Annotated in this window: 24 protein-coding genes, 1 tRNA gene and 2 riboswitches; of the genes, 15 read left to right on the forward strand and 10 right to left on the reverse strand. The window is 60.0% G+C overall.

The features are described from left to right. Positions 1-90: 90 nt before the first annotated feature. Positions 91-732 (reverse strand): VOC family protein, encoded by a 642-nt coding sequence (locus HD598_RS00980; RefSeq protein WP_183663158.1) that lies wholly within the window; start codon positions 730-732, stop codon positions 91-93. Positions 733-895: 163 nt separating this feature from the next. Then, a riboswitch (SAM riboswitch) is annotated at positions 896-1010 on the forward strand. A 42-nt stretch (positions 1011-1052) separates the two neighbouring features. Here HD598_RS00980 and HD598_RS00985 point away from each other — a divergent pair. From HD598_RS00985 to HD598_RS00995, 3 genes are all read left to right on the forward strand, one after another. After that, complete coding sequence (locus HD598_RS00985; protein WP_183663160.1) at positions 1053-2417, forward strand: bifunctional o-acetylhomoserine/o-acetylserine sulfhydrylase; 1365 nt, start codon at positions 1053-1055, stop codon at positions 2415-2417. Between the two features lie 2 nt (positions 2418-2419). Further along, positions 2420-3574, forward strand: coding sequence for a homoserine O-acetyltransferase MetX (gene metX, locus HD598_RS00990; RefSeq protein WP_221244658.1), 1155 nt, complete (start codon positions 2420-2422; stop codon positions 3572-3574). 79 nt (positions 3575-3653) lie between these two features. Continuing rightward, complete coding sequence (locus HD598_RS00995; protein WP_183663164.1) at positions 3654-4235, forward strand: hypothetical protein; 582 nt, start codon at positions 3654-3656, stop codon at positions 4233-4235. Positions 4236-4263: 28 nt separating this feature from the next. Here HD598_RS00995 and HD598_RS01000 read toward each other — a convergent pair whose 3' ends face one another. The 3 genes from HD598_RS01000 to HD598_RS01010 all read right to left on the reverse strand — a co-directional run bounded on the left by HD598_RS01000 (position 4264) and on the right by HD598_RS01010 (position 5759). After that, a complete protein-coding gene (locus HD598_RS01000) occupies positions 4264-4404 on the reverse strand; it encodes a hypothetical protein (RefSeq protein WP_183663168.1) in 141 nt (46 codons plus the stop codon). 142 nt (positions 4405-4546) lie between these two features. Beyond that, positions 4547-4861, reverse strand: coding sequence for an SHOCT domain-containing protein (locus HD598_RS01005; protein WP_183663171.1), 315 nt, complete (start codon positions 4859-4861; stop codon positions 4547-4549). Between the two features lie 40 nt (positions 4862-4901). Continuing rightward, on the reverse strand, positions 4902-5759 hold the full coding sequence (locus tag HD598_RS01010; protein ID WP_311538905.1) for an SGNH/GDSL hydrolase family protein: 858 nt from the start codon (positions 5757-5759) through the stop codon (positions 4902-4904). A gap of 125 nt (positions 5760-5884) precedes the next feature. Here HD598_RS01010 and HD598_RS01015 point away from each other — a divergent pair, with 125 nt between their 5' ends. Then, positions 5885-6556 carry an alpha/beta hydrolase gene (locus HD598_RS01015; RefSeq protein WP_183663174.1) on the forward strand — a complete coding sequence of 224 codons (672 nt, stop codon included), beginning with the start codon at positions 5885-5887 and terminating at the stop codon, positions 6554-6556. Positions 6557-6588: 32 nt separating this feature from the next. Here the strand turns inward: HD598_RS01015 and HD598_RS01020 are convergent, their stop codons facing one another. Next, positions 6589-6828, reverse strand: a complete 240-nt coding sequence (locus tag HD598_RS01020) for an RNA-binding S4 domain-containing protein (protein ID WP_071893885.1) — start codon at positions 6826-6828, stop codon at positions 6589-6591. Between HD598_RS01020 and HD598_RS01025 the strand changes: the two genes are divergently transcribed. From HD598_RS01025 to HD598_RS01040, 4 genes are all read left to right on the forward strand, one after another. Further along, a complete protein-coding gene (locus HD598_RS01025) occupies positions 6827-7843 on the forward strand; it encodes a DMT family transporter (protein WP_183663178.1) in 1017 nt (338 codons plus the stop codon). The genes HD598_RS01020 and HD598_RS01025 overlap by 2 nt on opposite strands. 45 nt (positions 7844-7888) lie before the next feature. Continuing rightward, positions 7889-8869 carry a DMT family transporter gene (locus HD598_RS01030; protein ID WP_311538906.1) on the forward strand — a complete coding sequence of 327 codons (981 nt, stop codon included), beginning with the start codon at positions 7889-7891 and terminating at the stop codon, positions 8867-8869. A gap of 129 nt (positions 8870-8998) precedes the next feature. Further along, positions 8999-10387, forward strand: a complete 1389-nt coding sequence (locus HD598_RS01035) for a glycine--tRNA ligase (RefSeq protein WP_183663181.1) — start codon at positions 8999-9001, stop codon at positions 10385-10387. A 6-nt stretch (positions 10388-10393) separates the two neighbouring features. Further along, the gene (locus HD598_RS01040; RefSeq protein ID WP_183663184.1) at positions 10394-11392 is read left to right on the forward strand and encodes a GNAT family N-acetyltransferase; all 999 of its coding nucleotides are present in this window, start codon (positions 10394-10396) and stop codon (positions 11390-11392) included. A 105-nt stretch (positions 11393-11497) separates the two neighbouring features. Here HD598_RS01040 and HD598_RS01045 read toward each other — a convergent pair whose 3' ends face one another. From HD598_RS01045 to HD598_RS01065, 5 genes are all read right to left on the reverse strand, one after another. Beyond that, complete coding sequence (locus HD598_RS01045) at positions 11498-12409, reverse strand: MetQ/NlpA family ABC transporter substrate-binding protein (RefSeq protein ID WP_183663187.1); 912 nt, start codon at positions 12407-12409, stop codon at positions 11498-11500. Positions 12410-12472: 63 nt separating this feature from the next. After that, on the reverse strand, positions 12473-13231 hold the full coding sequence (locus tag HD598_RS01050) for a methionine ABC transporter permease (protein WP_311538907.1): 759 nt from the start codon (positions 13229-13231) through the stop codon (positions 12473-12475). Next, positions 13222-14292, reverse strand: a complete 1071-nt coding sequence (locus HD598_RS01055) for a methionine ABC transporter ATP-binding protein (RefSeq protein ID WP_183663190.1) — start codon at positions 14290-14292, stop codon at positions 13222-13224. Before HD598_RS01055 ends, HD598_RS01050 begins: the two co-directional genes overlap by 10 nt. Before the next feature lie 157 nt (positions 14293-14449). Further along, the gene (sfnG, locus tag HD598_RS01060) at positions 14450-15643 is read right to left on the reverse strand and encodes a dimethylsulfone monooxygenase SfnG (protein WP_183663193.1); all 1194 of its coding nucleotides are present in this window, start codon (positions 15641-15643) and stop codon (positions 14450-14452) included. A 90-nt stretch (positions 15644-15733) separates the two neighbouring features. Beyond that, positions 15734-15826, reverse strand: a riboswitch (SAM riboswitch). A 220-nt stretch (positions 15827-16046) separates the two neighbouring features. After that, on the reverse strand, positions 16047-17225 hold the full coding sequence (locus HD598_RS01065; protein WP_183663197.1) for a TM2 domain-containing protein: 1179 nt from the start codon (positions 17223-17225) through the stop codon (positions 16047-16049). Positions 17226-17507: 282 nt separating this feature from the next. On the opposite strand from HD598_RS01065, the gene dusB reads away from it, so the two are divergent. The 7 genes from dusB (at position 17508) to HD598_RS01100 (ending at position 25302) form a co-directional block, all read left to right on the forward strand. Further along, a complete protein-coding gene (dusB, locus tag HD598_RS01070) occupies positions 17508-18686 on the forward strand; it encodes a tRNA dihydrouridine synthase DusB (protein WP_221244660.1) in 1179 nt (392 codons plus the stop codon). 4 nt (positions 18687-18690) lie between these two features. Then, complete coding sequence (locus HD598_RS01075) at positions 18691-19995, forward strand: deoxyguanosinetriphosphate triphosphohydrolase (RefSeq protein ID WP_221244562.1); 1305 nt, start codon at positions 18691-18693, stop codon at positions 19993-19995. Between the two features lie 72 nt (positions 19996-20067). Beyond that, a complete protein-coding gene (gene dnaG, locus HD598_RS01080) occupies positions 20068-21972 on the forward strand; it encodes a DNA primase (protein WP_183663206.1) in 1905 nt (634 codons plus the stop codon). Positions 21973-22095: 123 nt separating this feature from the next. Next, positions 22096-22171 (forward strand) — tRNA-Asn (locus HD598_RS01085). Positions 22172-22491: 320 nt separating this feature from the next. After that, positions 22492-23193, forward strand: coding sequence for a reprolysin-like metallopeptidase (locus tag HD598_RS01090; protein WP_183663209.1), 702 nt, complete (start codon positions 22492-22494; stop codon positions 23191-23193). 325 nt (positions 23194-23518) lie between these two features. Further along, on the forward strand, positions 23519-24295 hold the full coding sequence (locus tag HD598_RS01095; protein WP_183663213.1) for an electron transfer flavoprotein subunit beta/FixA family protein: 777 nt from the start codon (positions 23519-23521) through the stop codon (positions 24293-24295). Positions 24296-24306: 11 nt separating this feature from the next. Continuing rightward, positions 24307-25302: an electron transfer flavoprotein subunit alpha/FixB family protein gene (locus HD598_RS01100; protein WP_183663216.1), complete on the forward strand. Its 996-nt coding sequence runs from the start codon at positions 24307-24309 to the stop codon at positions 25300-25302.

Below are 25302 nucleotides of genomic sequence, written 5' to 3' on the forward strand. Positions count from 1 at the left end.
GGATTCTATTTATGGATACTTCAGGAAGAGCTTTTGTGACAGAAAACCGTCCCACAAATGACATCGTGAAGTACTTGGGACCGTGGCCCACTAAAGCGTGACCGTACCCTTAGGCGTCTCAAACTCCACGGACAGAATGCCCGGAGCGCCGGAAGGCGCCACAAACTCCACGGTGACTTCTTCCACCACATCGTCGGCCGGCAAATCAAGCCATTCGCGTACGCGCGAAGCGGAGCCTGCAATGGTGATGCGGTCGATGCTGCCCACGGCTTCGAGCGCCCCAGACGGGTGCAGCTCCTTGGTGCTTTCGTCCCAACGGAGAAGGTAAGGAACCTGCGGATCAGCGATCACGTCATTGATGCCGATCTGCTGCCACAAGAGTTCACGGCCGTCAGGGAAGCGACGGTTGCCGGGGACGGAGCCGCGGCCGAGGCGTTCCTCGAAAGGTGCCAAATCATCGACGGCGATGACCCAGCTCATCCATCCGCCGCCCATTTCGGAGCGAGCGCGAACGGCCTGACCGAAAGGCGCCTTCAAAGAAGACGGGTGGTCCAAGACCTCAACGACTTCGAGGTACTGGCTGTTCTTCAACGGGAAGATCACATTGCGCGTGCCGAATCGCGGGTGAACACCGCCTTTGACGAACTCGAGTCCTAGCGCCTCGGAAATCCGGTTGGCGGTCTTCTCAAGTCCGTCAGGGCCACATGCATAGGAAACGTGATCAAGTCTCATTGCTCCATCTTGGCACTTACAGAATTGAGGCACGAATTAGGGTGGCCTAAGTTACATCGTGATGTGAAGTGACGAAAGATTGGAGGCCCAAAATTCGTTGAGCAGTATGAAGCAATATTGGCTCTGGCTTGAAAAGCCTCGATCCACCAGTGAAAATGAACTAGGTCATGAGTGCCAGCAGATAGCCCCGGCTTGCTGGCCGGCAACCCTCCAACCGCGGTGGGGTGCCCCGGGTGAAGACCAGGCCCTGCACGAAGTGTGCAGGACAAACGCGGTGCAACCATTCATGGGAGCACCCTCAGATTTTTGAGGAGATGGACATGTCCCAGCAATGGAACTTCGAAACGCTTCAGATTCACGCAGGTCAGACGCCCGATCCCAGCACGGGTGCTCGCGCGCTCCCTATTTACCTTTCCACGTCCTTTCAGTTTCCGAGCGCCTCAACGGCGGCCGCCCGGTTTGCACTGCAGGATCTTGGACCTATCTACACGCGCATTGGCAATCCCACGCAGGACGTGGTGGAGCAGCGCATCGCAGCCCTTGAAGGTGGAGTCGGCGCGCTCTTGCTGGCGTCCGGTCAAGCAGCCACAACCTTCTCCATCCTGAACTTGGCTGAAGTTGGCGATCACCTCGTTGCGAGCCCGTCTCTCTACGGTGGAACGCAGAACCTCTTCAAGCATTCGCTCAAGAAGCTTGGCATCGAGGTCACCTTCGTTGAGAACCCGGATGACATCGAATCGTGGAAGCAAGCCGTCAAGCCCAACACCAAGGCCTTCTTCGCCGAGACCGTCTCCAACCCTCGCCAGGATGTTCTGGACATCCAGAAGGTCGCTGACGTTGCTCACGAAGCTGGCGTCCCGCTGATCGTTGACAACACGCTGGCCACACCATTCCTCATCCGTCCTATCGAGCACGGCGCGGACATTGTGGTGCACAGTGCAACCAAGTACTTGGGTGGGCACGGAACCGTTATTGGTGGCGTCATTGTGGACTCCGGCAACTTCGATTTCGGCAAGGATCCAGAGAAGTATCCGGGATTCAACACCCCTGACGAGTCCTACAACGGCTTGGTTTTCGCGAGAGACTTGGGCGTCAACGGTGCCCTTGGCGCCAATCTCGCTTACATCCTGAAGGCACGCGTCCAGTTGCTGCGTGACCTCGGCTCCTCGCTGAGCCCTTTCAACGCCTTCATCATTGAGCAGGGCTTGGAAACGCTGAGCCTGCGCATGGAACGCCACGTTTCGAACGCGCAGCAGGTCGCAGAATTCCTTGAAAGCCACGAACAGGTAGAAAGCGTCCAGTACGTAGGTCTACCCTCGAGCCCGTGGCACGAGCTTGGAAAGAAGTATGCGCCGAAGGGCTCGGGCGCCATCGTGGCGTTCAACATCAAGGGTGGCAAGGACGCAGGCCAGCTCTTCGTTGATTCGCTGGAACTGCACTCCCACGTGGCGAACCTCGGCGACGTTCGATCGCTCGTGGTTCACCCCGCTTCCACCACGCACTCCCAGCTCACCGAGGAAGAGCAGCTACAGGCTGGCGTGCACCCGGGATTGGTTCGCTTGTCAGTGGGAATCGAGAACATCACTGACATCATCAATGACCTCAAGCTCGGCTTCGAGCGCGTCCTGAAGGGTCGCGATCAGGGGATTCAGACAGGCCCAGTGGTTGCAGGGGAGAGCGCGTGACCTTGACGATTAGAGAGATCGACTCGCAAGAGCAGCCCACCCCCGACGGTCACCTCCAATTCGTCGAGGTGGGGGATTACACCTTCGAAACCGGTGGTTACCTGCCGAACGTCAAGCTTGCGTTCGAGACGTGGGGAACGCTGAATGCGGACGCGTCCAATGCGGTGCTGTTGCTTCACGCGCTCACGGGTGACACCCACGTTGCACGCGGCGAGTCGGCTGAACCCGGATGGTGGGATCAGCTCGTAGGCCCTGGCGGGATTGTTGATACCGACCATTACTTTGTGGTGGCTCCCAACATGATCGGTTCTTGCTACGGATCCACCGGTCCGGCCTCGATCGCTCCGGACGGTCGACCGTGGGGGAGTCGCTTCCCCTTCACCACCATTCGCGACTCAGTGAATCTCGAGCTGCGTTTGGCCGAGAAGCTGGGAATCACCAGGTTCCACGCTGTTCTGGGTGGTTCGATGGGTGGCGCGCGAGCTCTTGAATGGGCTGTCACGGCGCCGGAAAAAGTAAACCACTGCGTCGTCGTTGCGGCATGCGCGAAGTCCACCGCCGAGCAGATCGCTTTCGCTCAGGCTCAGACGGCCGCGATTCGTTTGGATCCGCAGTACCGTTCCGGGGATTATTACGACGCCGCCAGCTCGCCTTCCGCGGGTCTCGGCATTGCCCGGCGGATTGCGCACGTGACGTACCGTTCGGAGATGGAGCTTGAGGCGCGCTTTAGCCGTCAGAACCAGCATGAGGAAAACCCGTTCGACGGCGAAACCCTCGCGCACACGCGGGGTCGTTACGCCGTGGAAAGCTACCTGGACCACCAGGCCAACAAGTTAGTGGATCGCTTCGACGCAAACTCGTATGTGGTATTGACGGAAGCGCTCATGAGTCATGACGTTGGACGCTCGCGCGGCGGGGTCGAAGCGGCCCTGACTAGCGCCGATAACGTTCACTTTATGGTGGCTGCTGTGAACTCGGATCGGCTCTACTGGCCGGCTCAATCGGATGAAATCGTTAACCACGTTTCACACGGCGATGGAGTATTTATTATTGACTCCCCAATCGGGCATGATGGGTTCTTAACGGATATCCATCAACTCGGGCCGGTGCTCAATGAACAGGTTTTCAGCGCCAGCAAGGCGCCGCAGGGCAACTGACGAAGATTCTTCAAACGAGGGACGCGGCGGGTTATTACGTGCCTCTGGATTTATAACAGCAACAGTTACCGCGGTGCTGATGTCCGGTTGCGCTAGTGATCAAGGCTCTGTCTCCGTCGGCCCGGGTTCGGCAGGCGGAAGCTCGGTCTCCCAAGCGCCAAGCACGCCTCAGCCGAGCGCGTCCACACCGGATGTATCCGTGGACCAGTCGCTGGTGGTGACTCATGCAGGAGCAGTTCTTACTGCCGTTCAGCTGGTCGAGCAAGGTGTTGCAACCGGAGACCGTCTTGACGTGCCCGAAGGCACCGCTGCCTTGGTGGATCTTGGTGACGATCAGAAGCGCCTGTTTGTCGCTGCGCACGTGAGCGAGCCAGGCGATGACGGAGTCCTATCCACAAAGGACTTCAGCGCTATTTTTCGCTTAGTTCAGGGCGATTCCATCACGTACTTCGACGGGGATGAGCAACAAGAATTCACTGTCACGTCGAGTGAGCCGGTCGAGAATGAAGGCGTCTTGACGGTTCCCGAAGCAAGCGCGGAGATGAGCGCGCCGGAATCACAAACCTTGATGCTGATGACGGTGGAATCCGGAGGCGTTGTCTCCGAGGCCGATTATGAAGGCCGCTGGGTGGTCACGGCAGAATCTGCGCAGGAGGACTAATCTCCGCGCGAAAATCTGGTTTAGACGCCTAAAACTTATACGGGTTAGATGCGGTTGATTGGTAATTCCGGACAAGCGAAACAATCAGGATGGTTGCGGTGGCGACGATGACAACGGCAATAACGGTGATGATCCCTAGGACCCAAATAATGGGCTCAATGCTAAACATGGTGGTTCCTCAAGCAGGGTGTTCGAAGACCCAATCGGGGCTCCTCTAAATCCACTATAGACGTAGTGGAGGGCTAAATCTATATCCGAGGGATAAAAGAAATCGTGCCGAAACTAGGGAACCGACGCAACCCCGTGTGGAACTAGAGATCGCGCAGAATACGCGAGCGAGCGTCGTCGTACTCCGCAGCCGAAATCGCTTGAGAATCACGCAAGGCATCCAACTCCGCAAGCCGCTCCTGAGCGGACTTTGGCGCACTATTGCGCAGGTTGTTGCCGAACTGCCCCGCAATGTCAGTCTGCATTGTGACGGGATCGTAGCCCTGGCGCCGGGCGGCGGAGGCGTTGCGGACCATCACCACAATCACAAAGATGAAGGCAGCAACAACCAGTAAGCTCACCAGCCCAAAAATCAGAGGAAACCAGGCTGGGGGTCCAAAGCTGTCTGCTCCAAACATGAGAATTCCTTTGTGTTGTAGGGGGCTGAAGGGATGCCGACTAGCTGTCGGAAATAGCGTGGCCCGGAGGCATAGCGCCACCGAAAACCGGGCTGGCGGCAGGGCGCTTCGCCGTGATGCCGTCACCGCTGGACTGGTGACGAATACGGCGAACCACCCACGGAACCAAGTGCGTGCGCGCCCAGACCAGATCCTCCGTGCGAGCCGTCCGCCAGCTCTTAGCAACAGCGGGCTTAGCCTCAAACGGCTTGAGCGTATGCTCCACGCCCAAAGAATCAAGGACCATCGCGGCGATGGTGTGGTGGCCCACGGCGGAGAAGTGCAGCCGATCCTCGGCCCACATCTCTGGCTGCTGCAGGTCGCGAAGAGCCCACATGTCGGCCACGATGGCGTCGTGACGCTGGGCTACTGCGCGCAGATTCTCGTTGTAGATCGCCACGCGACCGCGCACAGATCCCAGCACGGGGGTATTTCCAATATCGGGGCCGGTGAACACCACAATGGTGGCGCCGGAGGTTCCCAAGATGCGGACCATGGCATCGAATCGTTCGGCGAGCGCGTCGGGATCCGCGCCGCGGCGCAATGAATCATTTCCGCCGGCGCAGATGGTGATGAGGTCCGGCTTGAGTTCGAGTGCGGGGGCTACTTGCTCGTCCATGATCTGCTGGAGCAAGCGGCCGCGAATGGCCAAGTTGGCGTACGCGAAATCGTCCACGCTCTGACCAAGTTCTTCAGCCACGCGGTCCGCCCAGCCACGATGTCCACCCGGTGAATTCTCATCAGGATCGCCGATTCCCTCGGTAAAGGAATCTCCGATGGCTACGTAGCGGCGCCAAGGGTGAGTTTCGGTAGTAAGAGGTACGGGTGGAATGGTGTGCTGAAGAGATACATCGTTCACGCCTTCATACTTGCACCTATTACGCCGCGTAGGGAAGTGGCAGAGTTTGCGACCTATACGTGAGAATGGGCACGAAAGCCCGTTAGCACTGTTGCCCACGCGGCAAGAATGGTTGAATGTTCAATATGTCTGAAAACACGCAATACGCTGCCGGAAACCTCGGCGAAGATCTTATTGTCCAGTGGTCCAAGCCCGAAGAAGAGCGCGCTGGCACCCCACTGCTGGTGATGTTCCACGGCTACGGCTCCAACGAAGCTGATCTCATTGGCCTGGCACCACACTTGCCCGAAGAATTCACGATCGCATCCTTGCGTGCCCCCATGCGCGAAGGCATGGGTTACAAGTGGTTCAGCCTGGTGCACACCCCGGACTACTCGTTTGATCAGGTCAAGAACTCCGTGAACCTCGCACTGAAGTGGCTCGATGAGGTCAAGGCGAATCACTCCAAGATTGTGCTCTTCGGCTTCTCGATGGGTATGGCAATGGCCACCTCGCTCCTGCGCCACCGCCCAGACGAGTACGAAGCTGTTATCGGTTGCTCGGGCTTCGCCATTGACGCCCACGGCGACGACTTCTTCAATGACGCTGCCGTAGCCGAGCGCAAGCCGCCCATGTTCTGGGGCCGCGATCAGCAAGATCCAGTGATCACCCAGGACAAGGTGGAATACACCAACGAGTGGTCACGCGCTCACGTGGACCTGACCAAGATCAACTACTCCAACATGATGCACTCCATCTCCGCTCAGGAGATCGCGCACATCAACGAGTACCTGCGCGTGAAAGTACTCTCCGCGTAAGTTTCCCCAGCGCTGACGTGCAAGCCTGAGAGTTAGTTGGCTTGCGCTTCAGACACAACGCGAATTGCGTGGCCGTCGAGTTCCACCACATCACCGTGGCGAACTTGGCGGCCGCGGCGCGTTTCAACCTCGCCATTGACATTGACGGCACCGTGCTCGATGAACGCTTTGGCTTCCAGACCGTCCTCGGCGAGGTTAGCAAGCTTGAGCAACTGCCCAAGTCGAATGGATTCGTCGCGAATAAGGATGTCATCTGGGTGAGAAGTGCTCATGAGTAAGAGTTTAGAAGAAACCACGGGCGCCACTTCGCCACGCGCCTCGCGAGCCACCTCGCAAGGCCCTTCGCCCGCGTTGCCGCTGGCGTTCGCCGCGTTCGCCGGTGCGCTCATGCCCGTGCAGGGACTCATTGTGGGCCGCGCCGGAACGCACATGGGAAGCGTGCTGTGGGCGGCAGTGGTATCGCTGGGTACGGCGTTCGTCCTGCTGCTGGTCACGTCGCTGTTTACCGCGAAGGGCCGGCAAGCCTGGGCGCGAGGCGTGACCATCTGGAAAGAACGCACCATCCCTCGCTACTTCCTGCTCGCCGGCGTGATCGGTGCGTGCTACCTCATGATCATGGCCGCCGCGCTGGACACCATTGGGCTGGCAATCTTCGCAGTCTGCATCGTCGCCATGCGCACCATTTCCTCCATGGTGATCGACATCAAAGGCTTCAGCCCCGCAGGAAAGCAGCCACTGACGAGGCAACGTGCGCTCAGCGCCGCGCTGCTACTAGTCGGGGCCGTCGTGGCTTCCTCCGGTGCCGGCGCCCGCGCCGAAAACTCACCCATGACCTGGGTGGTGCTGGTGCTCTCGGCCATTATTGGCGCGCTTCTTTCCGTGCAGCAGTCCATGAACGGCCACGCTGGTAAAGCGTACAAATCCACCACCACCGTCACCGCCATCAACAACCTCGTGGCCGTCGTGACACTTTTGATTATTGGAGTGATCCTCGCACTTCTTCACGTGCCCGCCGCCTTTGCGCAGCAACCGCCAGAGTGGTGGCACTTCCTCGCCGGCCCGCTGGGAATCCTGTTTGTCACCACCGGTATCACCCTGGTCCCGATCCTGGGTTCCTTGCTGACCGGAATCGGCTTGGTCACCGGACAGCTGGTGGGATCGCTGCTCCTCGATTACCTCGTAGCGCCCGAACACGTGCAAGTCACCGAAGTGCTGGGAGTGGCAATCACCGTGCTCGCGATCATCGTGGCATCATTGCCCACGCAGCGCTTTATTAAGCGCCGCTAACTACCAGTAGGCAATTACAGCTAAACAAGAGAAAGCTGATCCGGCGTGACCACTGCAGCTCAAGAGCGTTCCATTCCTACCCCGCTAGGACTTCTGCTCGCCACAGTGGCAGGTATCGCGATGCCCGCTCAGGGCCGCGTCAACGGCGCCCTTGCCGCAGAGCTCGGTAGCGGCACGCTCGCGGCGCTCGTCAGTTTTACGGTAGGTCTGGTGATCGTGGGCCTCGGCGTCCTCATCTTTCCCAAGAGCCGCTCTTCCATCAAGCAGCTGCCCACGTTCCTCAATGAAAAGCGCTTCCCTTGGTGGTACATGCTCGCCGGTGTCATCGGCGCCTACTTTGTGTTGGGTCAGGGCCTGACCATCACGCTTTTGGGAGTCGCGCTCTTTACGGTGGCGAACGTAGCGGGTCAAACCATCTCCGGGCTTTTCACGGACGCGATCGGCTTCGGCCCCGGCGGGAAACGCCCCATCACGGGCATCCGGTTCATTGGTTCATTTCTGGCGATCGTGGGCGTGCTCTGGGCAGTCTGGCCGAAAATCGCGGTGCAAGGAGCCAGCGGTGACTGGCTGCTCCCGGTGCTTTTCCCGCTCTCCGCAGGTCTGCTCTTCGCCTTCCAGCAAGCCATGAACGGCACCCAAACGCGCTACTACCGCACGCCGTTACCAGCTACCTTCTTCAACTTTGCCGCAGGAACGCTAGCGCTCGGCGTCGTAGTTCTCATCACGTCCTTCGGCAATCCGCTACCGGGCCACTTCCCAACTGAGTGGTGGATGTACCTCGGCGGCGCCTTCGGAAACGTATTCATCGCCACGGGCGCTATCCTGGTCCGCCACATGGGCGTGCTGCTCACTGGCTTGGGACTCGTCGCCGGCCAGCTGCTAGGCAGCCTAGCCCTGGACTTGTTCGCGCCCGTCCCCGGATCCGTCGTAGATGCGAATACTTTGTGGGGGACCGCCCTCACGCTCGTGGCCGTGATGATCGCCAGTATTCCGTCCAGCGCGCGCATGCCGTGGGAGAAACGCTAGTCTTAACGGGTGCGCCCAGCTGGCGCACGCTCGTCCCGTCACCGCATCACCCGGATGCGAACGCCGAGCACAATCAACCGCAGAACGGACCGCATCCAGCGGCCGCGTTACTTTTGGGAGCGTATTTACATGGCACCTCAGTCCACCCTCGACCTGGTTATCTCGCTGGCGAAGCGCCGCGGATTCGTCTTCCAGGCCGGTGAGATCTACGGTGGTTCCCGCTCCGCCTGGGACTACGGACCACTCGGTACCGAACTCAAAGAGAACATCAAGCGCGAATGGTGGCAGAACTTTGTCCGCGGACGCGAAGACATGGTGGGCCTAGACTCCTCCATCATCTTGCCAAAGGCCGTCTGGGAAGCCTCCGGACACGTCGCCACCTTCACGGACCCACTCGTGGAATGCACCAACTGCCACAAGCGTCACCGCCAAGATCACCTCATGGAGGCGTTCGAGGCCAAGAAGAAGCGCCCAGCCACGGGCATGGAAGAAATCGTCTGCCCAGACTGTGGCACGCGCGGCGAATGGACCGAACCACAGCTGTTCTCCGGCCTCATGAAGACCTACCTCGGCCCCGTGGACAACGAATCCGGCCTGCACTACATGCGCCCGGAAACCGCCCAGGGCATCTTCGTGAACTTCAACAACGTCCTTACGGTCTCCCGTAAGAAGCCGCCGTTCGGCATCGGCCAGATCGGTAAGTCCTTCCGTAACGAGATCACACCCGGAAACTTCATCTTCCGCACGCGCGAGTTCGAACAGATGGAAATCGAGTTCTTCACCGCTCCTACCGAAGCTGACGAGTGGTTCAAGCGTTGGGTTGAGGACTGCTGGAACTGGTTCATCGACTTGGGCATTAACCCAGAGAACATGCGCCGCTTCGACGTCCCTGAGGACGAGCGCGCGCACTACTCCGCCGGCACCATCGACTTCGAGTACCGCTTTGGCTTCTCCGGAAACGAGTGGGGCGAGCTCATGGGCGTTGCCAACCGCACCGACTATGACCTTTCCAGCCACTCGAAGGCTTCCGGCACGGACCTCGCGTTCTTCGACCAGACCTCGGGCGAGCGCTACACCCCGTTCGTGATCGAGCCGTCCTTCGGCTTGACCCGCTCCATGATGGCGTTCCTCGTGGACGCTTACACCGAGGACGAGGCTCCGAACGCGAAGGGCGGCGTGGACAAGCGCACCGTCTTGAAGTTGGATCCGCGTTTGGCTCCCGTGAAGGCTGCGGTTTTGCCGTTGTCCCGTAACGAGGATTTGTCCCCGAAGGCGAAGGATTTGGCGGCCCAGTTGCGTAAGCAGTGGAACGTTGATTACGACGACGCTGGCGCGATCGGCCGCCGTTACCGCCGCCAAGATGAAATTGGTACGCCATTCTGCATCACCGTTGACTTCGACACCCTCGAAGATCAGGCAGTGACCATTCGCGAGCGTGACACCATGACCCAAGAGCGCGTGTCCTTGGATCAGGTGACGTCCTATCTCGCGGCACGCTTGGTAGGTGGCCAGAAGTAGGTGAGCATGGATTCCGCAACACTGCCCGAAGGTTTTACGATTCGTCCGTGGGAAGACGGGGATGACCTGCGCCTCCTTGAGGTGTGGGGCGATCCCACGAGCCCGCAGGCTCACGAAGACCGCACCATGTTGCGCGCCAACTCGAACGAACCCTGGGCGCGCACTCTTGTAGTCGAGGATCAGGGAATCCCGGTCGCCGCCGGAACCATCTACGCTTCCTCACTGCACCCGGACCGCAACTGGGTCTACGTGGAAGTCGCTCGCGAGCACCGTCGCCAAGGAATTGGTACGGAACTGATGCGTCAGCTGCGTGCTGAAGCTGCGTCGTCGTCCTCCACCGAAGTGAAAACCCGCTTCACGTTCGCCGCCGGAACCGGTGAGGACGCGAATCCGGCCGAAGTATTCACGATGGCCATGGGGATGGCACCCATCATGCGTTCGCGCCTGGTAGTGGTGGAACCCGAGGCACTGTCCTTGCCGGTGTTCGATGACAACGGGCTCACGCTCGAAGAAATCGCGACCGGATCCGTGGAGCTCACGCGTGTGGTGGCGGATTTCTACAACGCGACGCACGCGTGGGATCGTTCCGAGATGACGCTAGGCCGCGCGCAAACCATGTTGCTGGGCGATCACACCGGCGCCAAGGGTTGCATTGTTCTTCGCGACAAGCCCAAGGCGCAGGGCGGCCGGATTCTCACGTTCGCCGTGAGCTACGAGCCCGCTCGCGTGGACGCCCCCGCCGATGTGCTCATTGGGTGGGATCCCGCGCTCGCCGACGTAGATATCCGCGACAGCGTGCGCGGCCTGCTGGCCATGCTGGTCCACCAATATCCGGTGCAGGTAGAAGTGGACGATTCCATGGAGCCGCTCTCCGATCTGGTGGATGCGCTCTTGGTAAGCGGATCAGCCACCGTGATCGCCGCGACCATTGTGGTAGCCACGGATGCCGGGGAGAACTCCGGTGAGGAAAGCTCCGTTGACGCCTCGGAAGCGGACGCTGACTAGTACCTTCTCAAGTGGCATCGAGTGATGCCCACGAAACAACGCCCGCCCCGGCTGAGCACTTAGGCTCTAGCCGGGGCGGGCATTTTCGTAGTGGAAACTAACGGTTTAGTTGTCCACCGGCAACAAGAGATCTTTCACGGCTGGATCAGTGCGCAAGTATTCCTGCACGGCGGGATCCTGGAACGCCTTGATGAGGTTCTGAATGTTCTCGGTGTCCTTGTACTCGGAACCGATGGTCAGCTGGCCGGCGAACTCATCCGGTGCTGGTGGGGCGAAGATCTGCTTGGAGATGTCCACCTTCGCGGAGACGTAGTACTCGGTGTAACCCACGGCTGCACCCAAGTCAGGCAAGGAGCGGGACTGTGCCGCGAAGTCGAGGAGCTTGAACTTGATGTTCTTCGGGTTCTCGGCGATGTCCTTCTGGGTGGCTTCCCACTTGTTGATGCCATCCTTGAGGGTGATCAGGCCGGCGCGCTCGAGCAACCAGAGACCCTGAGCCTCATTAGCTGGATCCGAGTAGAGCGAGATGGTGGCGCCGTTCGGGATGTCCTCGACGCTCTTGTACTTCTCACTCCAGATGCCAAAGCCCCATCGGAACACGGGGATGGCTGCTTCTTCCTTGAAATCCGGGTTGGCTTCAAGAACCTGGGCCAGCCAGAGCTTGTGCTGATAGACGGTCGCCGCAACCTCGCCCGTGGAGACCGCGCGGTTTAGCGTGGTGGAATCGGCGAGACCCTTGAATTCCACCTTGATGCCGTACTTCGGTGCAATTTCCTCGGCAACGTAGTTCACGAGGGCCTGCTCAGCGTGGTTACCTTCGGCGGTGACGACGGTGAGGGTTGCGCCCGCGATTTCGTTAGGGGACTTGGCGCCTGAGTTTGCACCGAAGGCAATGCCGGCCGCGATCGCCGCGATAGCGACGACGCCACCCACGGCCCACGGCCACTTCTTTTTCTTGGTGATGGTGAAGCCGTGTTCGCCCGAAGGCTCGGTAGTGCGTTCTTCTGTGATGGTCATGATGTCGCCTTTCAGCGGGAGAGGGGTTGAGAGATACGTACGGTGAAACTTGGGAGGTGGTTATTAGGCGCGACGACGCAAATGCGGCGTGGTGACCTTCACCAGCCGGTCGCCTACCAACTGGACGGTGGTAACAAGAAGGATCAAGAGGATGACGGTCGCGAGCATGACCGTGTTGTCAAAGCGCTGGTAGCCGTAGGTCACGGCGACGTAGCCGATTCCACCGGCACCGATGGTTCCTGCGATGGCCGAGTACTCGATCATCGCGATGGTGTTGATGGTCAGGCCGCCCATGATCGCCGGCACCGCTTCGCCAAGCTGAGCGGTACGGATGATCTGCAGGGTGGAACCTCCGGACGCTTTCGCAGCCTGGGTGACCGACCGTGGAACATCGCGCAGCGAGTTCTCCACAATGCGCGCGAAGAACGGGATACCTGCCAGCGTCATGGGAACTACTGCAGCGGCGATGCCGATGTTCGTTCCCGTGATGAAGCGCGTGAACGGCACGATGGCGGCCATGAGGACCAAGAACGGTAAGGACCGGCCAATGTTGACGATCCAGCTGAGAATTCCGTACACCTTGGGATTCTCAAACAGTCCGCCCGGCGCCATGTTGTGAAGACACACGGCGATCGGGGTGCCGATAGCCACCACGAGCACCATCACGATGCCCACCATGGTCAACGTTTCCCCGAGCGCGGGAAGCAACAGCGCCGGAAGATCCGCAAGCGCCGTGTCAGAGAGCGCGCTCGCAGGCCGAGGGCCTCCGGCGACAACGGAGCCGATGAGAGTGCTTGGAAGAAGTGATGAAGTTACGCCCACAGCGCGGCCTCCTTCGTGTCCGGAGTTGCAGAGGTAGAGGAGGAGCCGGCGGCTGAGTTCGTCGCGGAGGCGGCTTCGGCCGACGTCAAGAGCGTCGCCTGCAATCCGTACCTCGCGAACGCCAGCTCCACGGCAACGTCATCGCTGGCAGCAACGCCAACCGTGGCGTTTCCGGTGCCGACGCCGTCGATGCTCTGGATAGTTGCCGCCAGCAAGGCCACCGGCTCGCCAATATCCGCCGAGACCCGTTGCAACCAGTCGGCGGGAACGGTGCGCGAATCGTACGTGACCACCCAGGAGCGAGTTCCCAGCAGGGGAGCGGACGGGTTCAGGTTGGGCTGAAGTGCGCGGCCCAGAGCCGAATCGTGATTCGTCAGCAGATCGACCAGACGCCCCTGCTCCACAATCCTGCCGTGATCAAGACGCGCCGCGGAGTCCGCTACCTGAAGCACGGTGTCCATCTCGTGAGTAATGAACACCACCGCCAAGTTCAGATCATCGCGCAGTTCCCGCACCAGCTTGACCACCGAACGGGTGGTCTCAGGATCCAGCCCGGAGGTGGCCTCATCAGAGAGCAACACGCTGGGTCGCAAGGCCAGAGCGCGGGCAATGCCCACGCGCTGACGTTGTCCGCCGGAAAGTTCGAACGGGTAGTGGTTGGCGCGGTGGGACAAGCCCACTCGGTCCAACAGCTCGTCCACGCGAGCCTTAGTTTCGGCTTTCGTGACGCCCAAGTACTCGAGCGGCAACGCAACATTCTCGGCTGCGGTTTTGCGGGAGAGGAGGCTTGCGGATTGGAACACGGTGCCAATACGACGGCGCGCCACGCGTAGTTTTGCCTCGGACAGACCGGACAGCTCTTCGCCGTTGACGATCACGCTGCCGGACGTCGGGCGTTCCAGCAGACTGATGCACTGGGCAAGGGTGCTCTTACCGGCACCCGAAGGGCCCACAACAGCCAGGATTTCGCCGGAAGCAACCTCAATATCGAGGTTTTCCAGCACCGTCACGGCATCAGGGCCGTGACCATACACTTTCGTGAGTTGGCGCAGACTAATCATCAAAAATTTCTCTCGTTGGAGCCCGATTCTGGGCGCACTGAAGGACAGCGGGAGCTGAGGGTCGCTCGAAAACCGAGCTGCGTCGTCGTACAAAGTGGTACTCAACGGCGCTTGGAGGGCGCTGCGCAAGAATCAGGCAGCGCCCAGATCATCGCGACTAAGCGGAGGCGCCTTCGAGGTTTACGACGGGCAGGAGGCTGGTGTTGAGCTCGGTGCCGTTCTTGCGGGCCAAGTCAGCCTCGAGTTCGCGCACGATCGGCAGCACGTCGCGACCGAAAGACTCAACCTCTTCCTGGAAGTGCAAATAGCCGGTGAGAACCAGGTTCACGCCGATCTTCTTGAAGTCCACAATGCGTTCGGCGATCTGTTCCGGAGTGCCAATGAGTTCGCTGCGGAAACCATCGTTGTACTGGACAAGATCCTCGAAGCTCGAGTCCTCCCACATGCCCTTGCCGTCCTTCGTGGACTGGCCGGCTTCCTTGACCGCGGATGCGAAGCCCTCAACGGCTGGGCGGTGCGCCTTCGCGATGATCTCGCGCAAGGTCTCGGTGGCTTCCTTCTCCGTATCGCGAGCGATCACGAAACCGTTGATGCCAAAGCGTGGCTTCTGCGGTGCCGTGCGCTTGCCGGATTCGGCGGCCGCCACGACGCCTGCGATGTTGTCGCGGAAACCTTCCAGCGAGCGGCCATTGGAGAAGTACCAGTCAGCGGTGTGGCCGGCGGCAGCCTGAGCCGCGGTGGAGTTTCCGCCGAAGAAGATCTCCGGGTGCGGGCGACCTGGGATATCCAGCGGCGCGGGGGAGAGCGTGAAGTCCTTGATGTTGTAGTACTTGCCCTCGAAGGAGAAGTCCTTCTCCGTGAGCAGTCCGCGCAGGATGGAGATGAATTCTTCGGTGCGAACGTAGCGCTCATCGTGCTCAAGCCACGGAAGACCGAAGTTCGTGAATTCGTCCTTGAGCCAGCCGGACACGATGTTCACGGCGGCGCGGCCGTTGGAAATGTGATCTGCGGTGATGAGCCACTTGGCGAGCACGCCGGGGTGCCACATGCCGGGGTGAACGGCGGCGATGATCTTGAGGCGTTCGGTGGCGCCGAGGAGGCCGAGCGTGAAGGCGGTGGCCTCGTGCTGCTTGGCAGCACCGTAGCTCGCGGCGTAGCGGGTCTGGGAGAGCGCGTATTCGAAGCCGACGTTTTCGGCGATGCGCGCGAGCTTCTTGTTGTATTCGAAGTCCCAGCTGGTGCGCTGTTCGATGGTGGAGATGACTAGTCCACCGGAGACGTTGGGTACCCAGTACGCGAACTTCAGTGGCGTCTCGAGGTCGGCTACTGGGGTGACATCAACTTGGCTCATGTTGTGATTCCTTGGGGCAATATTCGTGAGGAATCCCGTACAACGGCGTCAGTGCGCAGGTAGCGCGCACGTCCATGAAAGCTTGTGCTTTCTCCATCGTTTCTGGCGGTAGCACTTATCCGGGTGGGCCGGGAGTTGCTGCGGCGTCATAGAACCAGATCTCTCGGCCGCTCGGGATGGTGAAACAATTTGACCACATTTCTTGCGATTGTGAAAGCTTGTTCCGGAAATTGTGACGCTGTGTGTTGTGGATCGTAGATTATTCGATTTCCAGAACGACGACGCTGGCTTGCGTTAAAGCGCAAGGTGCCGAGAGTGGCCGCACCCCAACTCGGTCACTCTCGGCATGGTTTTCTGGCGTTGAGCCAGTGGTGCCGGCGACTCTCACTCGCCGGCGTCGCGGTTATTCAGTGGCGAGTGTCCACGATCCGTCCGCCTGGACGATGATCAACGACGGTCCGGATGACAGGGGTACCGTGCCGGAGTAGTTGCCGATCTCGTTGACCAGCAAGCCCATGTTGAAGAGCTCGTCGTTTTCCTCGAAGACAGCGAAGTTGCCTTCGCCCCTATGTGTTGCGGTGAGCGTTGCCGAAGAACCTTCGTACAACATCACGGCGTCACCGGAACCCTTCGATGCGAAAGCCTTGGCGTTGCCGAGCGTTTCGATGCTCAGAGTCCACGGACCGCTCGCTTGAACCTGAAGGCTCTTCACCTCTTGGAACGCGTTTACGCCGAGGGCCGTGGTGCCCTTGTAGGAGCCGATAGTGTTCACGAGCAGATCGGTGGAATCATTCGCCTCATCCAGTCCGATCACCGCGAAGTTGCCTTCACCGTTGTAGGTTGCCGTCACCATCGCGGTGGTCACGCCAGCGGGCAACTTGATGACGGTATCGCCCGTGCCTTTCTTGGTGATGGTGGCGAACTCGCCGAACTTTCCGGCGGCCCAGGCGGCGGCACCAGAGCCTTCGGGCTCCTCGGCCAAAGTTTCTTCAGCAACTGCTTCTTCAGCAACCGTTTCCTCGGCTGCTGTTTCTTCCGCTGCCGGAGTTTCGGTCACGGTCGTTTCAACGGCAGTTTCCGCAGAAGCCGAGGCCGCATCAGCCGGAGCTGACGACGCGGCCGCAGCAGGCGTCGTCGTACTGGAATCTGAAGCCGAAGAACTAAACGAGGACGACGTACCGCCATCAAAGTTCTGCTGGCCGGTGATCATGCCGAACACCACGACGATTGCCGAGACAATCCACGCGACCTTCTTTTGCTTCTCATAGCCTTCAAGGCGACGACCCGCCTTGTCCCGCGTGGCACCCGCGAGGGTCATGATCAGATCCACGAGGTACCAGATGCCGAGCCCACCGAGGGTCACGAGCTTGAGAACGCCCGTGCCGATCTTGCCGAGGTAGAAGCGGTCGGCGCCGAAGTAGCCGATCAACAAGGACAAGAGCCACGTGACAAGGAAGGACTTGCCAGAAGCCGAAGGATACTGCTGCGGGCCAGCCGCGTAGGGATTAGTCGCGTATGGATTTGGTTGTTCGGCGTAGTCCGGAGAGGAAGCTGCGCCGGAAGGATACGAAGTGTTAGACACCTGTTGCTCCTTAGATTGAGTGGTGAAAAGGGAAGCGTGTTCTCAGAAAACGGAGGCGGCGTTTCCGCTGTCCTGCCGTGCCCTGAACACCTCTCAAGCATGCGAACGAGCTATGACATTTAGAACTGAGAGTGTGGCTCGGGAGGTCTTTGAGAATCGCGAAACGCCACTTTTGTTTCACCCACAGGCGGTAGGTGAATGGTAAGTTGCGCCACCTTTTGCCCAGTGCGCCGTGCGTTGATGGTTTGATTTGGTGGTATTTGGGAGAATGGATAGGTGACTTTGACCGCCGATAACTCCGCCAGCACCGCTCGACTCGAGCTTCCACCCCTGAAATTGGGGAAGCTCACTGTTGACGTACCCGTGGTCCTGGCGCCGATGGCGGGTATTACTAACAAGGCGTACCGCCGGTTGTGCCGCGAATACGGTGGCGGTCTCTACGTGACGGAAATGGTCACGAGTCGCGCGCTCGTGGAACGCAACAAGACTTCCTTCCGCATCATCTCCCATGACGATGATGAAAAGGTGCGTTCAGTGCAGCTCTACGGTGTGGATCCCAAAACGGTGGGCGCTGCAGTGCGCTTGCTGGTGGAGGAGGACCGCGCCGACCATATCGATTTGAACTTCGGCTGTCCGGTCCCCAAGGTGACTCGCAAGGGCGGCGGCTCAGCGCTTCCCTGGAAGACGGATCTCTTCACGGCCATCATCAAGTCCGCCACGGAAGAGGCCGCCAAGGGTGATATCCCGCTGACCATCAAAATGCGCAAGGGCATCGACGAAGACCACTTGACGTATCTGGACGCCGGCAAGATCGCGCGCGATCACGGTGTTGCCGCGGTAGCTTTGCACGGCCGCACCACCAATCAGTTCTACTCGGGCACCGCAGACTGGAGCGCCATCGCAACACTGCGTGAAGCGTTGCCGGACGTTCCAGTGCTGGGCAACGGCGATATTTGGAGCGCCGAGGATGCTGTGCGCCTGGTCCGCGAGACCGGCGTCGATGGTGTTGTCATTGGCCGCGGATGCCAAGGACGCCCCTGGCTCTTCGGCGATCTTCAAGCCGCCTTCGAAGGCCGCGAGGATCGCTTCACGCCAGGTCTTTCCACGGTTGCGGACACGTTCTACCGCCACGCGGAACTTCTGGTGGACTACTTCGAGGACGAACTTCAGGCGCTACGCGATATCCGCAAGCACGTGGCCTGGTACTTCAAGGGCTACCAAGTGGGTGGCGATCTACGCGCCGCGCTCGCCACGGTTCCTAGCCTCGAAGTGCTCCGAGAACTCTTGAGCCAGCTCGACTCGAGCGCGCCTTACCCCGGCAAGGATGCCGAGGGTCCGCGTGGTCGTGCCGGAACGCCAAAGCGCCCAGCACTACCGGACGGTTGGCTTAATTCACGCGAGTTGGACGAGAACCACCGCGCCATGATCTCGGCCGCCGAGCTCGACGTTTCGGGTGGTTAATCGCTTGCCAAACAGGACTGATGCCCGGGCCATTCCCGGATACACCGCAGCAGATGAAGAGCGTTGGGTAGAAGAACCACCCAAGAAGGCGTACCGCACCTCGTTCGAGCGGGATCGCGCGCGCATCCTTCACTCGTCGGCGCTTCGACGTTTGGGCGCCAAGACTCAGGTTGTTGCTCCCTACAGTGACGACTTTGTGCGCACCCGCTTGACGCACTCCCTCGAAGTGGCACAAGTGGGCCGCGAGCTGGGTCAAGCTCTCGGCTGTGACCCGGACGTAGTGGACGCAGCGTGCCTCTCGCACGACCTCGGCCACCCGCCCTTCGGTCACAACGGCGAGACAGCCCTCAACGAACTAGCCGCGGGCATTGGCGGTTTCGAAGGAAATGCCCAAACGCTCCGTCTGCTCACGCGCCTGGAAACCAAGAAGTTCCGCGCGGATGGACGATCCGCCGGCCTGAACCTCTCCCGCGCGAGCCTGGACGCGGTCTGCAAATACCCGTGGACGCGTCAGGACGCGCCGCTGCAAGCAGATGGCCGTCAAACCCGGAAGTTCGGCGTCTACGAAGATGACCTTCCAGTGTTCGACTGGCTGCGCTCCGGCAACGAAAAATACTCCGGCGTCCGGTGCATTGAAGCCCAAGTCATGGACCTGGCCGATGACATTTCGTATTCTGTGCACGACGTCGAAGACTCGGTTGTCGCTGGACGCTTCCAGTTGCGCTGGATTACAGATCCGGACCAGCGTGCTCGCGTTATCGAGTACACGCGCCGTTGGTATTTGCCGGGAGCGGACGACGACGAAATCGACGCCGCGCTCAAACGCCTCGAAGCAACCCAAGAGTGGGTGCCCGCTGTCAACGGATCTCGCCGGTCCTTGGCCGCGCTGAAAGATATGACCAGCCAGTTCATTGGCCGCTTCAGCACCGCTGCCCTCGTGGCGACGCGCAAAGAATACGGCGATGAGCCCCTGACGCGCTTCAACGCCCAACTGATTGTGCCTCGGGAAACCGAGTTTGAGATTGCCGCCATGAAGGGTCTCGCTACCGCGTACGTGATGACCTCGGAAGAGCGTCAACCCATTTACGTGCGCCAGCGCGAAGCACTCGGGGAGCTCGTAGCGCTCTTGCAAGACACCGGGGATCAATACCTGGAGCCGATGTTCGCCGCGGACTGGAACGAAGCCGACACCGACGAAGCCCGATTGAGAGCGATCATCGACCAAGTGGCGTCGTTGACGGATGCGAGCGCCATCGAATGGCACTCCACCCTAGTGCAGGGAAAGAGCTACCGCACTGAACTGTTCTGACGTTTCCGGCAAAGTCAGAACACATGAGACTGTTGATATCAGAGATAACGAAAGGACACGGGGCCACAAGCCATGGCGGGACTGATCAAGCGTGAAGATATTGATGAAGTCCGCGCCCGCAGTGACATCAAAGAAGTCATTGAAGGCTACGTCACCCTCCGTTCCGCAGGCATCGGTTCCTTCAAGGGACTATGCCCCTTCCACGATGAACGCTCACCTTCGTTCCACGTCCGCCCACAAGTAGGCACGTACCACTGCTTCGGTTGCGGCGAATCCGGAGACGTCATCTCCTTCGTTATGAAGATGGACCACACTACGTTCTCCGAAACCGTAGAGCGCCTGGCAGGTCGCTTGGGAATCGAGCTGCATTACGAAGACGGCGGTACCGGTCCCTCAAAGCAAGAAACCGGCCGGCGTCAACGCCTGCTGGACGCCCACAAGATTGCCGAAGAATTCTTCCGTGCCCAGCTCCAAGATCGTCGTGCGGTCACCGCTCAACGGTTCCTCGCCGGTCGCGGCTTTGATCCCGCTGCAGCCGCTCAATTCGGTGTGGGATACGCGCCTCAAGGCTGGGACGCACTTCTGAAGCACCTGACGGGCAAAGGCTTCACTACCGAGGAACTTCAAGCCACCGGAATGTTCTCCGAAGGCCAGCGCGGAATCTATGACCGCTTCAGGGGTCGACTCATCTGGCCTATTCGAGATCTCTCCGGTGCCACCATCGGCTTCGGCGCGCGAAAGCTCTTTGACGATGACAAAGGCCCCAAGTACCTCAACACCCCAGAGACTCAGCTCTACAAAAAGAGCCAAGTCCTGTATGGAGTAGACCTCGCCAAGCGAGCCATCACCAAGAACCGTGAACTCGTGGTGGTGGAAGGCTACACAGACGTCATGGCCTGCCACCTCTCCGGCATCGACACCGCGGTAGCAACCTGTGGCACTGCCTTCGGAACCGACCACATCAAAATTGTTCGTCGACTGCTTTCCGATGACGGCACCGGCGGCTCCGTGATTTTCACCTTCGACGGTGATGCCGCCGGCCAAAAAGCCGCCCTCCGCGCGTTCGATGAAGACCAACGCTTCCTGGCCCAAACCTACGTGGCCGTGGAGCCCAACGGGCTGGACCCGTGCGATCTTCGCCAAGAACGCGGGGCCACCGCCGTTCGGGAACTCATCGATTCCAAACGCCCGCTCTTCGAATTCGCCATCAAAGCGAGCCTGAAGAAGTTCGACCTCGACACCGTTGAAGGTCGCGTCAACGCGCTACGCGCGGCAGCGCCTATCGTGGCCGCCATCCGCGATCACGCGATGCGTCCCGCTTACGCGCGCGAGCTCTCCAGCTGGCTGGGCATGGACCTGAACGAAGTGAACCGAGCAGTCCACCTCGCAAGCCAGCAACCCCGCAAACTGAGCGATGCCGCGGACGCAAGCAGCGTCGTCGTACGGGAAGAAAACGAGCCCGCACCCAACCCGGGGGAGGCGCCTCGGCCGTTGCTGGAGAAACCGGACGCCCGCGATCCCATGGTGCGCATGGAACGTGAGTCGCTCGAAGTGGTGCTTCAACAGCCTGGGCTCGTGACGGAAGCGCAATGGCATGCGTTCTACGGATCGCGATTTGTGGCCCCTGCACACACTGCCATTCATGAGGCGATTCGGACTGCTGCGGCCGCGGGGACTGCCGCGGCGCTCTGGGTAGAAGCCATCCGTGAGGCTGCTCCAGCGGAACTGCACAACTACGTGTCCGAACTGGCCGTGCAGCCTCTGCCTGCACGCAACGAGGATGCGCTCGCGCGGTACTGCTCGGACATCATGTCCCGGCTCCAAGAGCTACAGATTCGCCATCGCAAGGAAGATTTGCTGGGGCGTTTGCAACGTCTTGATCCCACCGCGGACGGCGAGAAATTCACGCAGTTGAACCGGGAGCTTTTCGAGCTTGAGCTGGAACGACGAGCCCTCCACGAAACAGATCAGTCCTAGAAACGCGGCTGACCACCAGCGATTCATTGTTCACGAACAATCGCGTGATGGAGGTCATAGGCTGAAAAGAGCCCTCGATTTTTATTCTGGCCCAAAGTTGTTATAGAGTATTCTCTGTTGCTTTCCCCCGTAGCTCAATTGGCAGAGCATTCGACTGTTAATCGAAGGGTTACTGGTTCGAGTCCAGTCGGGGGAGCCAATGCCCCGGAGATCCACGGATTTCCGGGGTTTTTCTTTGCCCAAAAACTCGTGTGGCGGACCAACAGATCACCCGCACGTCCGGAATGTTGCGTACACGTCGGCGCTGAACGGACGATCACGCAACTCCAGCTACGCGTGGATTGGACGACGCAACAATCGCTACGTCACCATGTGTGCGGGTCACGAGCCGTGCGGAGATGAAAGCAGCCAAGTCAACGTCACATTCCTGAACTTTTTGGGGTTAGCTGACGTACTGCACTTACATAAAGAAGGTTGGGGGATCGCCGGGGCAACCCGACTATCCGAAAGGTCTTCACTATGTCAGTGCTTGCCAAGACTGGTGCGGCACTCGCCTCACTCGCTGTATTGAGCGCTTCTCTCTTGGGCGCGGGCGTCGCCCACGCGGGTCCGTCCAAGCTCTCACCGGAAGATGTCAATGATCCCTATGGGCCATCGCGCTCGGGATTTGTTCAGCCGCTCTACGACGATCTTCAGCCCAACTGGGTGGAAGACATGAATTCGGGCCTCTACGGAACGGCGGCGTCCAACTGGTTTGATACCAGCTATTGGGGCGAGGGTCCCCACTATTGGTACGCGTCCATGGTGGAGATGAAGCCGCGCAAGGCCGACGACACCGGGAAGCAAGACTTCGTGATTGAGGATCGGCGCGTGGAGCATGCCACCTTCAAACTCGACTTCGCGCCAGTCATGAACGCGGTCAACTCGAAGACCGCGCTCAACGTCACCACCGGCACCTGCGCGGCACATCCAGAGGCCACGTGCATTTCCATTGTGGACTTCACCTACTGGAGCACGGATGCGTCCTACGCGGGCTACGCGCAGACGGTGGGAACCAACGCGGTGGAAGTGGCTTTCAACCCACGCGTTTTCACGACGCGACAGTCATGGCGCGGATCCAACGCGAAGACCATAGCGCACGAAATCGGCCACGCATTCGGCCTGTCCCACAAGCACAGCCCGTATGGCGTCATGAACTACTACGAATTCGAGACCCTTTAATCAGCAGATGAATATGCGGCTCTCGAGCGAGCGTACGGTGCAGCAGAGGTGAGTGAATCAAAGTCCAGAAAGTCCTACATTCAGGAAGCTTCGGTGGAGTCTGTCCCGCAGCCCTAAGGTGAACGCAGTGAATGCCCCGCAAGTCCACGGATTTCCGGAGCATTCACTGTCTGGAACAGGATGAACTGATCCAAGCGGCGCCGCGGAAATTCCGACTTTCCGCCAGAATTTGGAAAGATGGATCAAGCTCGCGCATACAAGCCGCGAACACAGGCCTGTCCTCCGCTACATTGGACGTGACCTCTGACTGTGGAAAGGAGCGACGATGCGCATCGTCGTGCTGGTAAAGAGCGTTCCCGACACGAATGGGGACCGGAAGCTTAATCTCGAAACCGGTCTCACAGACCGCACCTCGGGTGATCAAGTGCTAGATGAGATCAATGAGCGCGCCGTTGAAGCCGCGCTGACGATCGCAGCAACGGTGCCGGATTCCACTGTGGAGTTGTTGTCCGTGGCTCCAGAGGAGGCACTGTCAGTGATCCGTAAAGGTCTGGCCATGGGCGCCGATAGCGCCGTCCAGGTCGTGGATCCCACGCTCGTGGGTGCAGATAACACCCTGACCGCCGAGGTTCTTGCCGCGGCTCTGAAGACCAAACCTTTTGACCTCGTGATCACCGGAAACCAGTCCACAGATGGTGCCGGCGGGGTGGTCCCGTCCATGATTTCAGAACTCCTGGATCTTCCGGCGCTCACGGATCTGGCCTCAGTAGCGCTCGAAGGACAAACAGTCCGTGGCACCCGCGTCACGGATACGGCGACGTACACGCTCAGCGCCGAACTCCCAGCACTCGTCGCCGTGACCGAAGCCTTTCCGGAGGGACGATTCCCCAACTTCAAGGGCATCATGGCGGCCAAAAAGAAGCCGTTTGAGGTCATGTCTCTCAAAGAGCTCGGGATCGATGCGGAAGATTTCAGCGTTCCGCGCGCCATCATGACGGCCGTCTCCGAGCGCCCGTCGCGTGAGGCCGGCGTGAAAATCGTTGACGAAGGCGATGCCGCGCAGCAGCTCGCCGACTTCTTGATTTCGAACCGACTGGCCTAGGAGGACCTCTCATGACTGAGTTTGCGAAAGAATCCATCCTTGTCCTCGTCGGCACCACGCTGGACGGGCACATTGACGCATCCGTCGCGGAGCTGATGGGTGCCGCAGCGCAGATCGGCACCCCTGTGGCGGTTCTCCCGCACACCGCCGGAACTACCACCGAAGACGCCGTCCAGCAGCTTGGACAGTTCGGTGCCGCCGCAATCCTCACCGGCGAGGTGCAGCATCTGCAGGATCCCAACGAACTCGTTGACCTGCTGACGGCTGCAGAGAAACACGTGGCTGCCCAAACAGAACCGGACGCTATCCTGGTGGCCCATTCCGCCGAAGGACGTGACGTTGCTGCGCGCTTTGCGGCCAGGCATCGCCGCGGTCTCCTCACGGACGTAGTGGGAGTTGCACGGGACGAAGAGGGCATCATTGCCCAACACTCGGCTTTTGGCGGCGCGTACCAAGTAACTGCCGCCGTCACGCTGAACGCCCCGGTCATCACGCTGCGCCGCGGCACGGTGGAACACCGTCCACAACCGGCACAGGCAACTCAGGAGAGCCTGACGGTGGAGCGCACGCAGCGTCGTTCGGTCACCATCGAATCGGCTGAGGCGCAGACTGCAGTCTCCGAACGCCCCGATCTCCGCGGCGCCCAGAAGGTAGTCTCTGGTGGCCGCGGCATGGGTTCTGAGGAGGGCTTCAAGCTCGTAGAACAACTCGCCGACGCTTTGGGCGCCGCGGTCGGTGCTTCGCGAGCAGCTGTCGACGCTGGGTTCACGCAACCGTCGTCGCAAGTGGGACAGACCGGCGTGTATGTTTCGCCGCAGTTGTACGTTGCCTTGGGCATCTCCGGCGCCATTCAGCACCGCGCCGGCATGCAGACCGCCAAGACCATCGTCGCCATCAACCAGGACGCGGACGCTCCGATCTTCGAGATCGCAGATTTCGGTGTGGTCGGGGACGTTTTCACGGTAGTGCCCGCCCTCATTGACGCTCTCGATGCGCGGAAGAAGTAG

It is taken from the genome of Neomicrococcus aestuarii (genome assembly GCF_014201135.1).
In the GTDB taxonomy this organism is placed as follows: Bacteria; Actinomycetota; Actinomycetes; order Actinomycetales; family Micrococcaceae; genus Neomicrococcus; species Neomicrococcus aestuarii.

What these genes read in the sequence shown, in the direction of transcription:
- HD598_RS00980 (WP_183663158.1), bottom strand. Translation starts at nt 732, where the DNA reads ATGAGACTTGATCACGTTTCCTATGCATGTGGCCCTGACGGACTTGAG.
- HD598_RS00985 (WP_183663160.1), top strand. Translation starts at nt 1,053, where the DNA reads ATGTCCCAGCAATGGAACTTCGAAACGCTTCAGATTCACGCAGGTCAG.
- HD598_RS00995 (WP_183663164.1), top strand. Translation starts at nt 3,654, where the DNA reads ATGTCCGGTTGCGCTAGTGATCAAGGCTCTGTCTCCGTCGGCCCGGGT.
- HD598_RS01000 (WP_183663168.1), bottom strand. Translation starts at nt 4,404, where the DNA reads ATGTTTAGCATTGAGCCCATTATTTGGGTCCTAGGGATCATCACCGTT.
- HD598_RS01005 (WP_183663171.1), bottom strand. Translation starts at nt 4,861, where the DNA reads ATGTTTGGAGCAGACAGCTTTGGACCCCCAGCCTGGTTTCCTCTGATT.
- HD598_RS01015 (WP_183663174.1), top strand. Translation starts at nt 5,885, where the DNA reads ATGTCTGAAAACACGCAATACGCTGCCGGAAACCTCGGCGAAGATCTT.
- HD598_RS01025 (WP_183663178.1), top strand. Translation starts at nt 6,827, where the DNA reads ATGAGTAAGAGTTTAGAAGAAACCACGGGCGCCACTTCGCCACGCGCC.
- HD598_RS01020 (WP_071893885.1), bottom strand. Translation starts at nt 6,828, where the DNA reads ATGAGCACTTCTCACCCAGATGACATCCTTATTCGCGACGAATCCATT.
- HD598_RS01035 (WP_183663181.1), top strand. Translation starts at nt 8,999, where the DNA reads ATGGCACCTCAGTCCACCCTCGACCTGGTTATCTCGCTGGCGAAGCGC.
- HD598_RS01040 (WP_183663184.1), top strand. Translation starts at nt 10,394, where the DNA reads ATGGATTCCGCAACACTGCCCGAAGGTTTTACGATTCGTCCGTGGGAA.
- HD598_RS01045 (WP_183663187.1), bottom strand. Translation starts at nt 12,409, where the DNA reads ATGACCATCACAGAAGAACGCACTACCGAGCCTTCGGGCGAACACGGC.
- HD598_RS01055 (WP_183663190.1), bottom strand. Translation starts at nt 14,292, where the DNA reads ATGATTAGTCTGCGCCAACTCACGAAAGTGTATGGTCACGGCCCTGAT.
- sfnG (WP_183663193.1), bottom strand. Translation starts at nt 15,643, where the DNA reads ATGAGCCAAGTTGATGTCACCCCAGTAGCCGACCTCGAGACGCCACTG.
- dnaG (WP_183663206.1), top strand. Translation starts at nt 20,068, where the DNA reads ATGGCGGGACTGATCAAGCGTGAAGATATTGATGAAGTCCGCGCCCGC.
- HD598_RS01090 (WP_183663209.1), top strand. Translation starts at nt 22,492, where the DNA reads ATGTCAGTGCTTGCCAAGACTGGTGCGGCACTCGCCTCACTCGCTGTA.
- HD598_RS01095 (WP_183663213.1), top strand. Translation starts at nt 23,519, where the DNA reads ATGCGCATCGTCGTGCTGGTAAAGAGCGTTCCCGACACGAATGGGGAC.
- HD598_RS01100 (WP_183663216.1), top strand. Translation starts at nt 24,307, where the DNA reads ATGACTGAGTTTGCGAAAGAATCCATCCTTGTCCTCGTCGGCACCACG.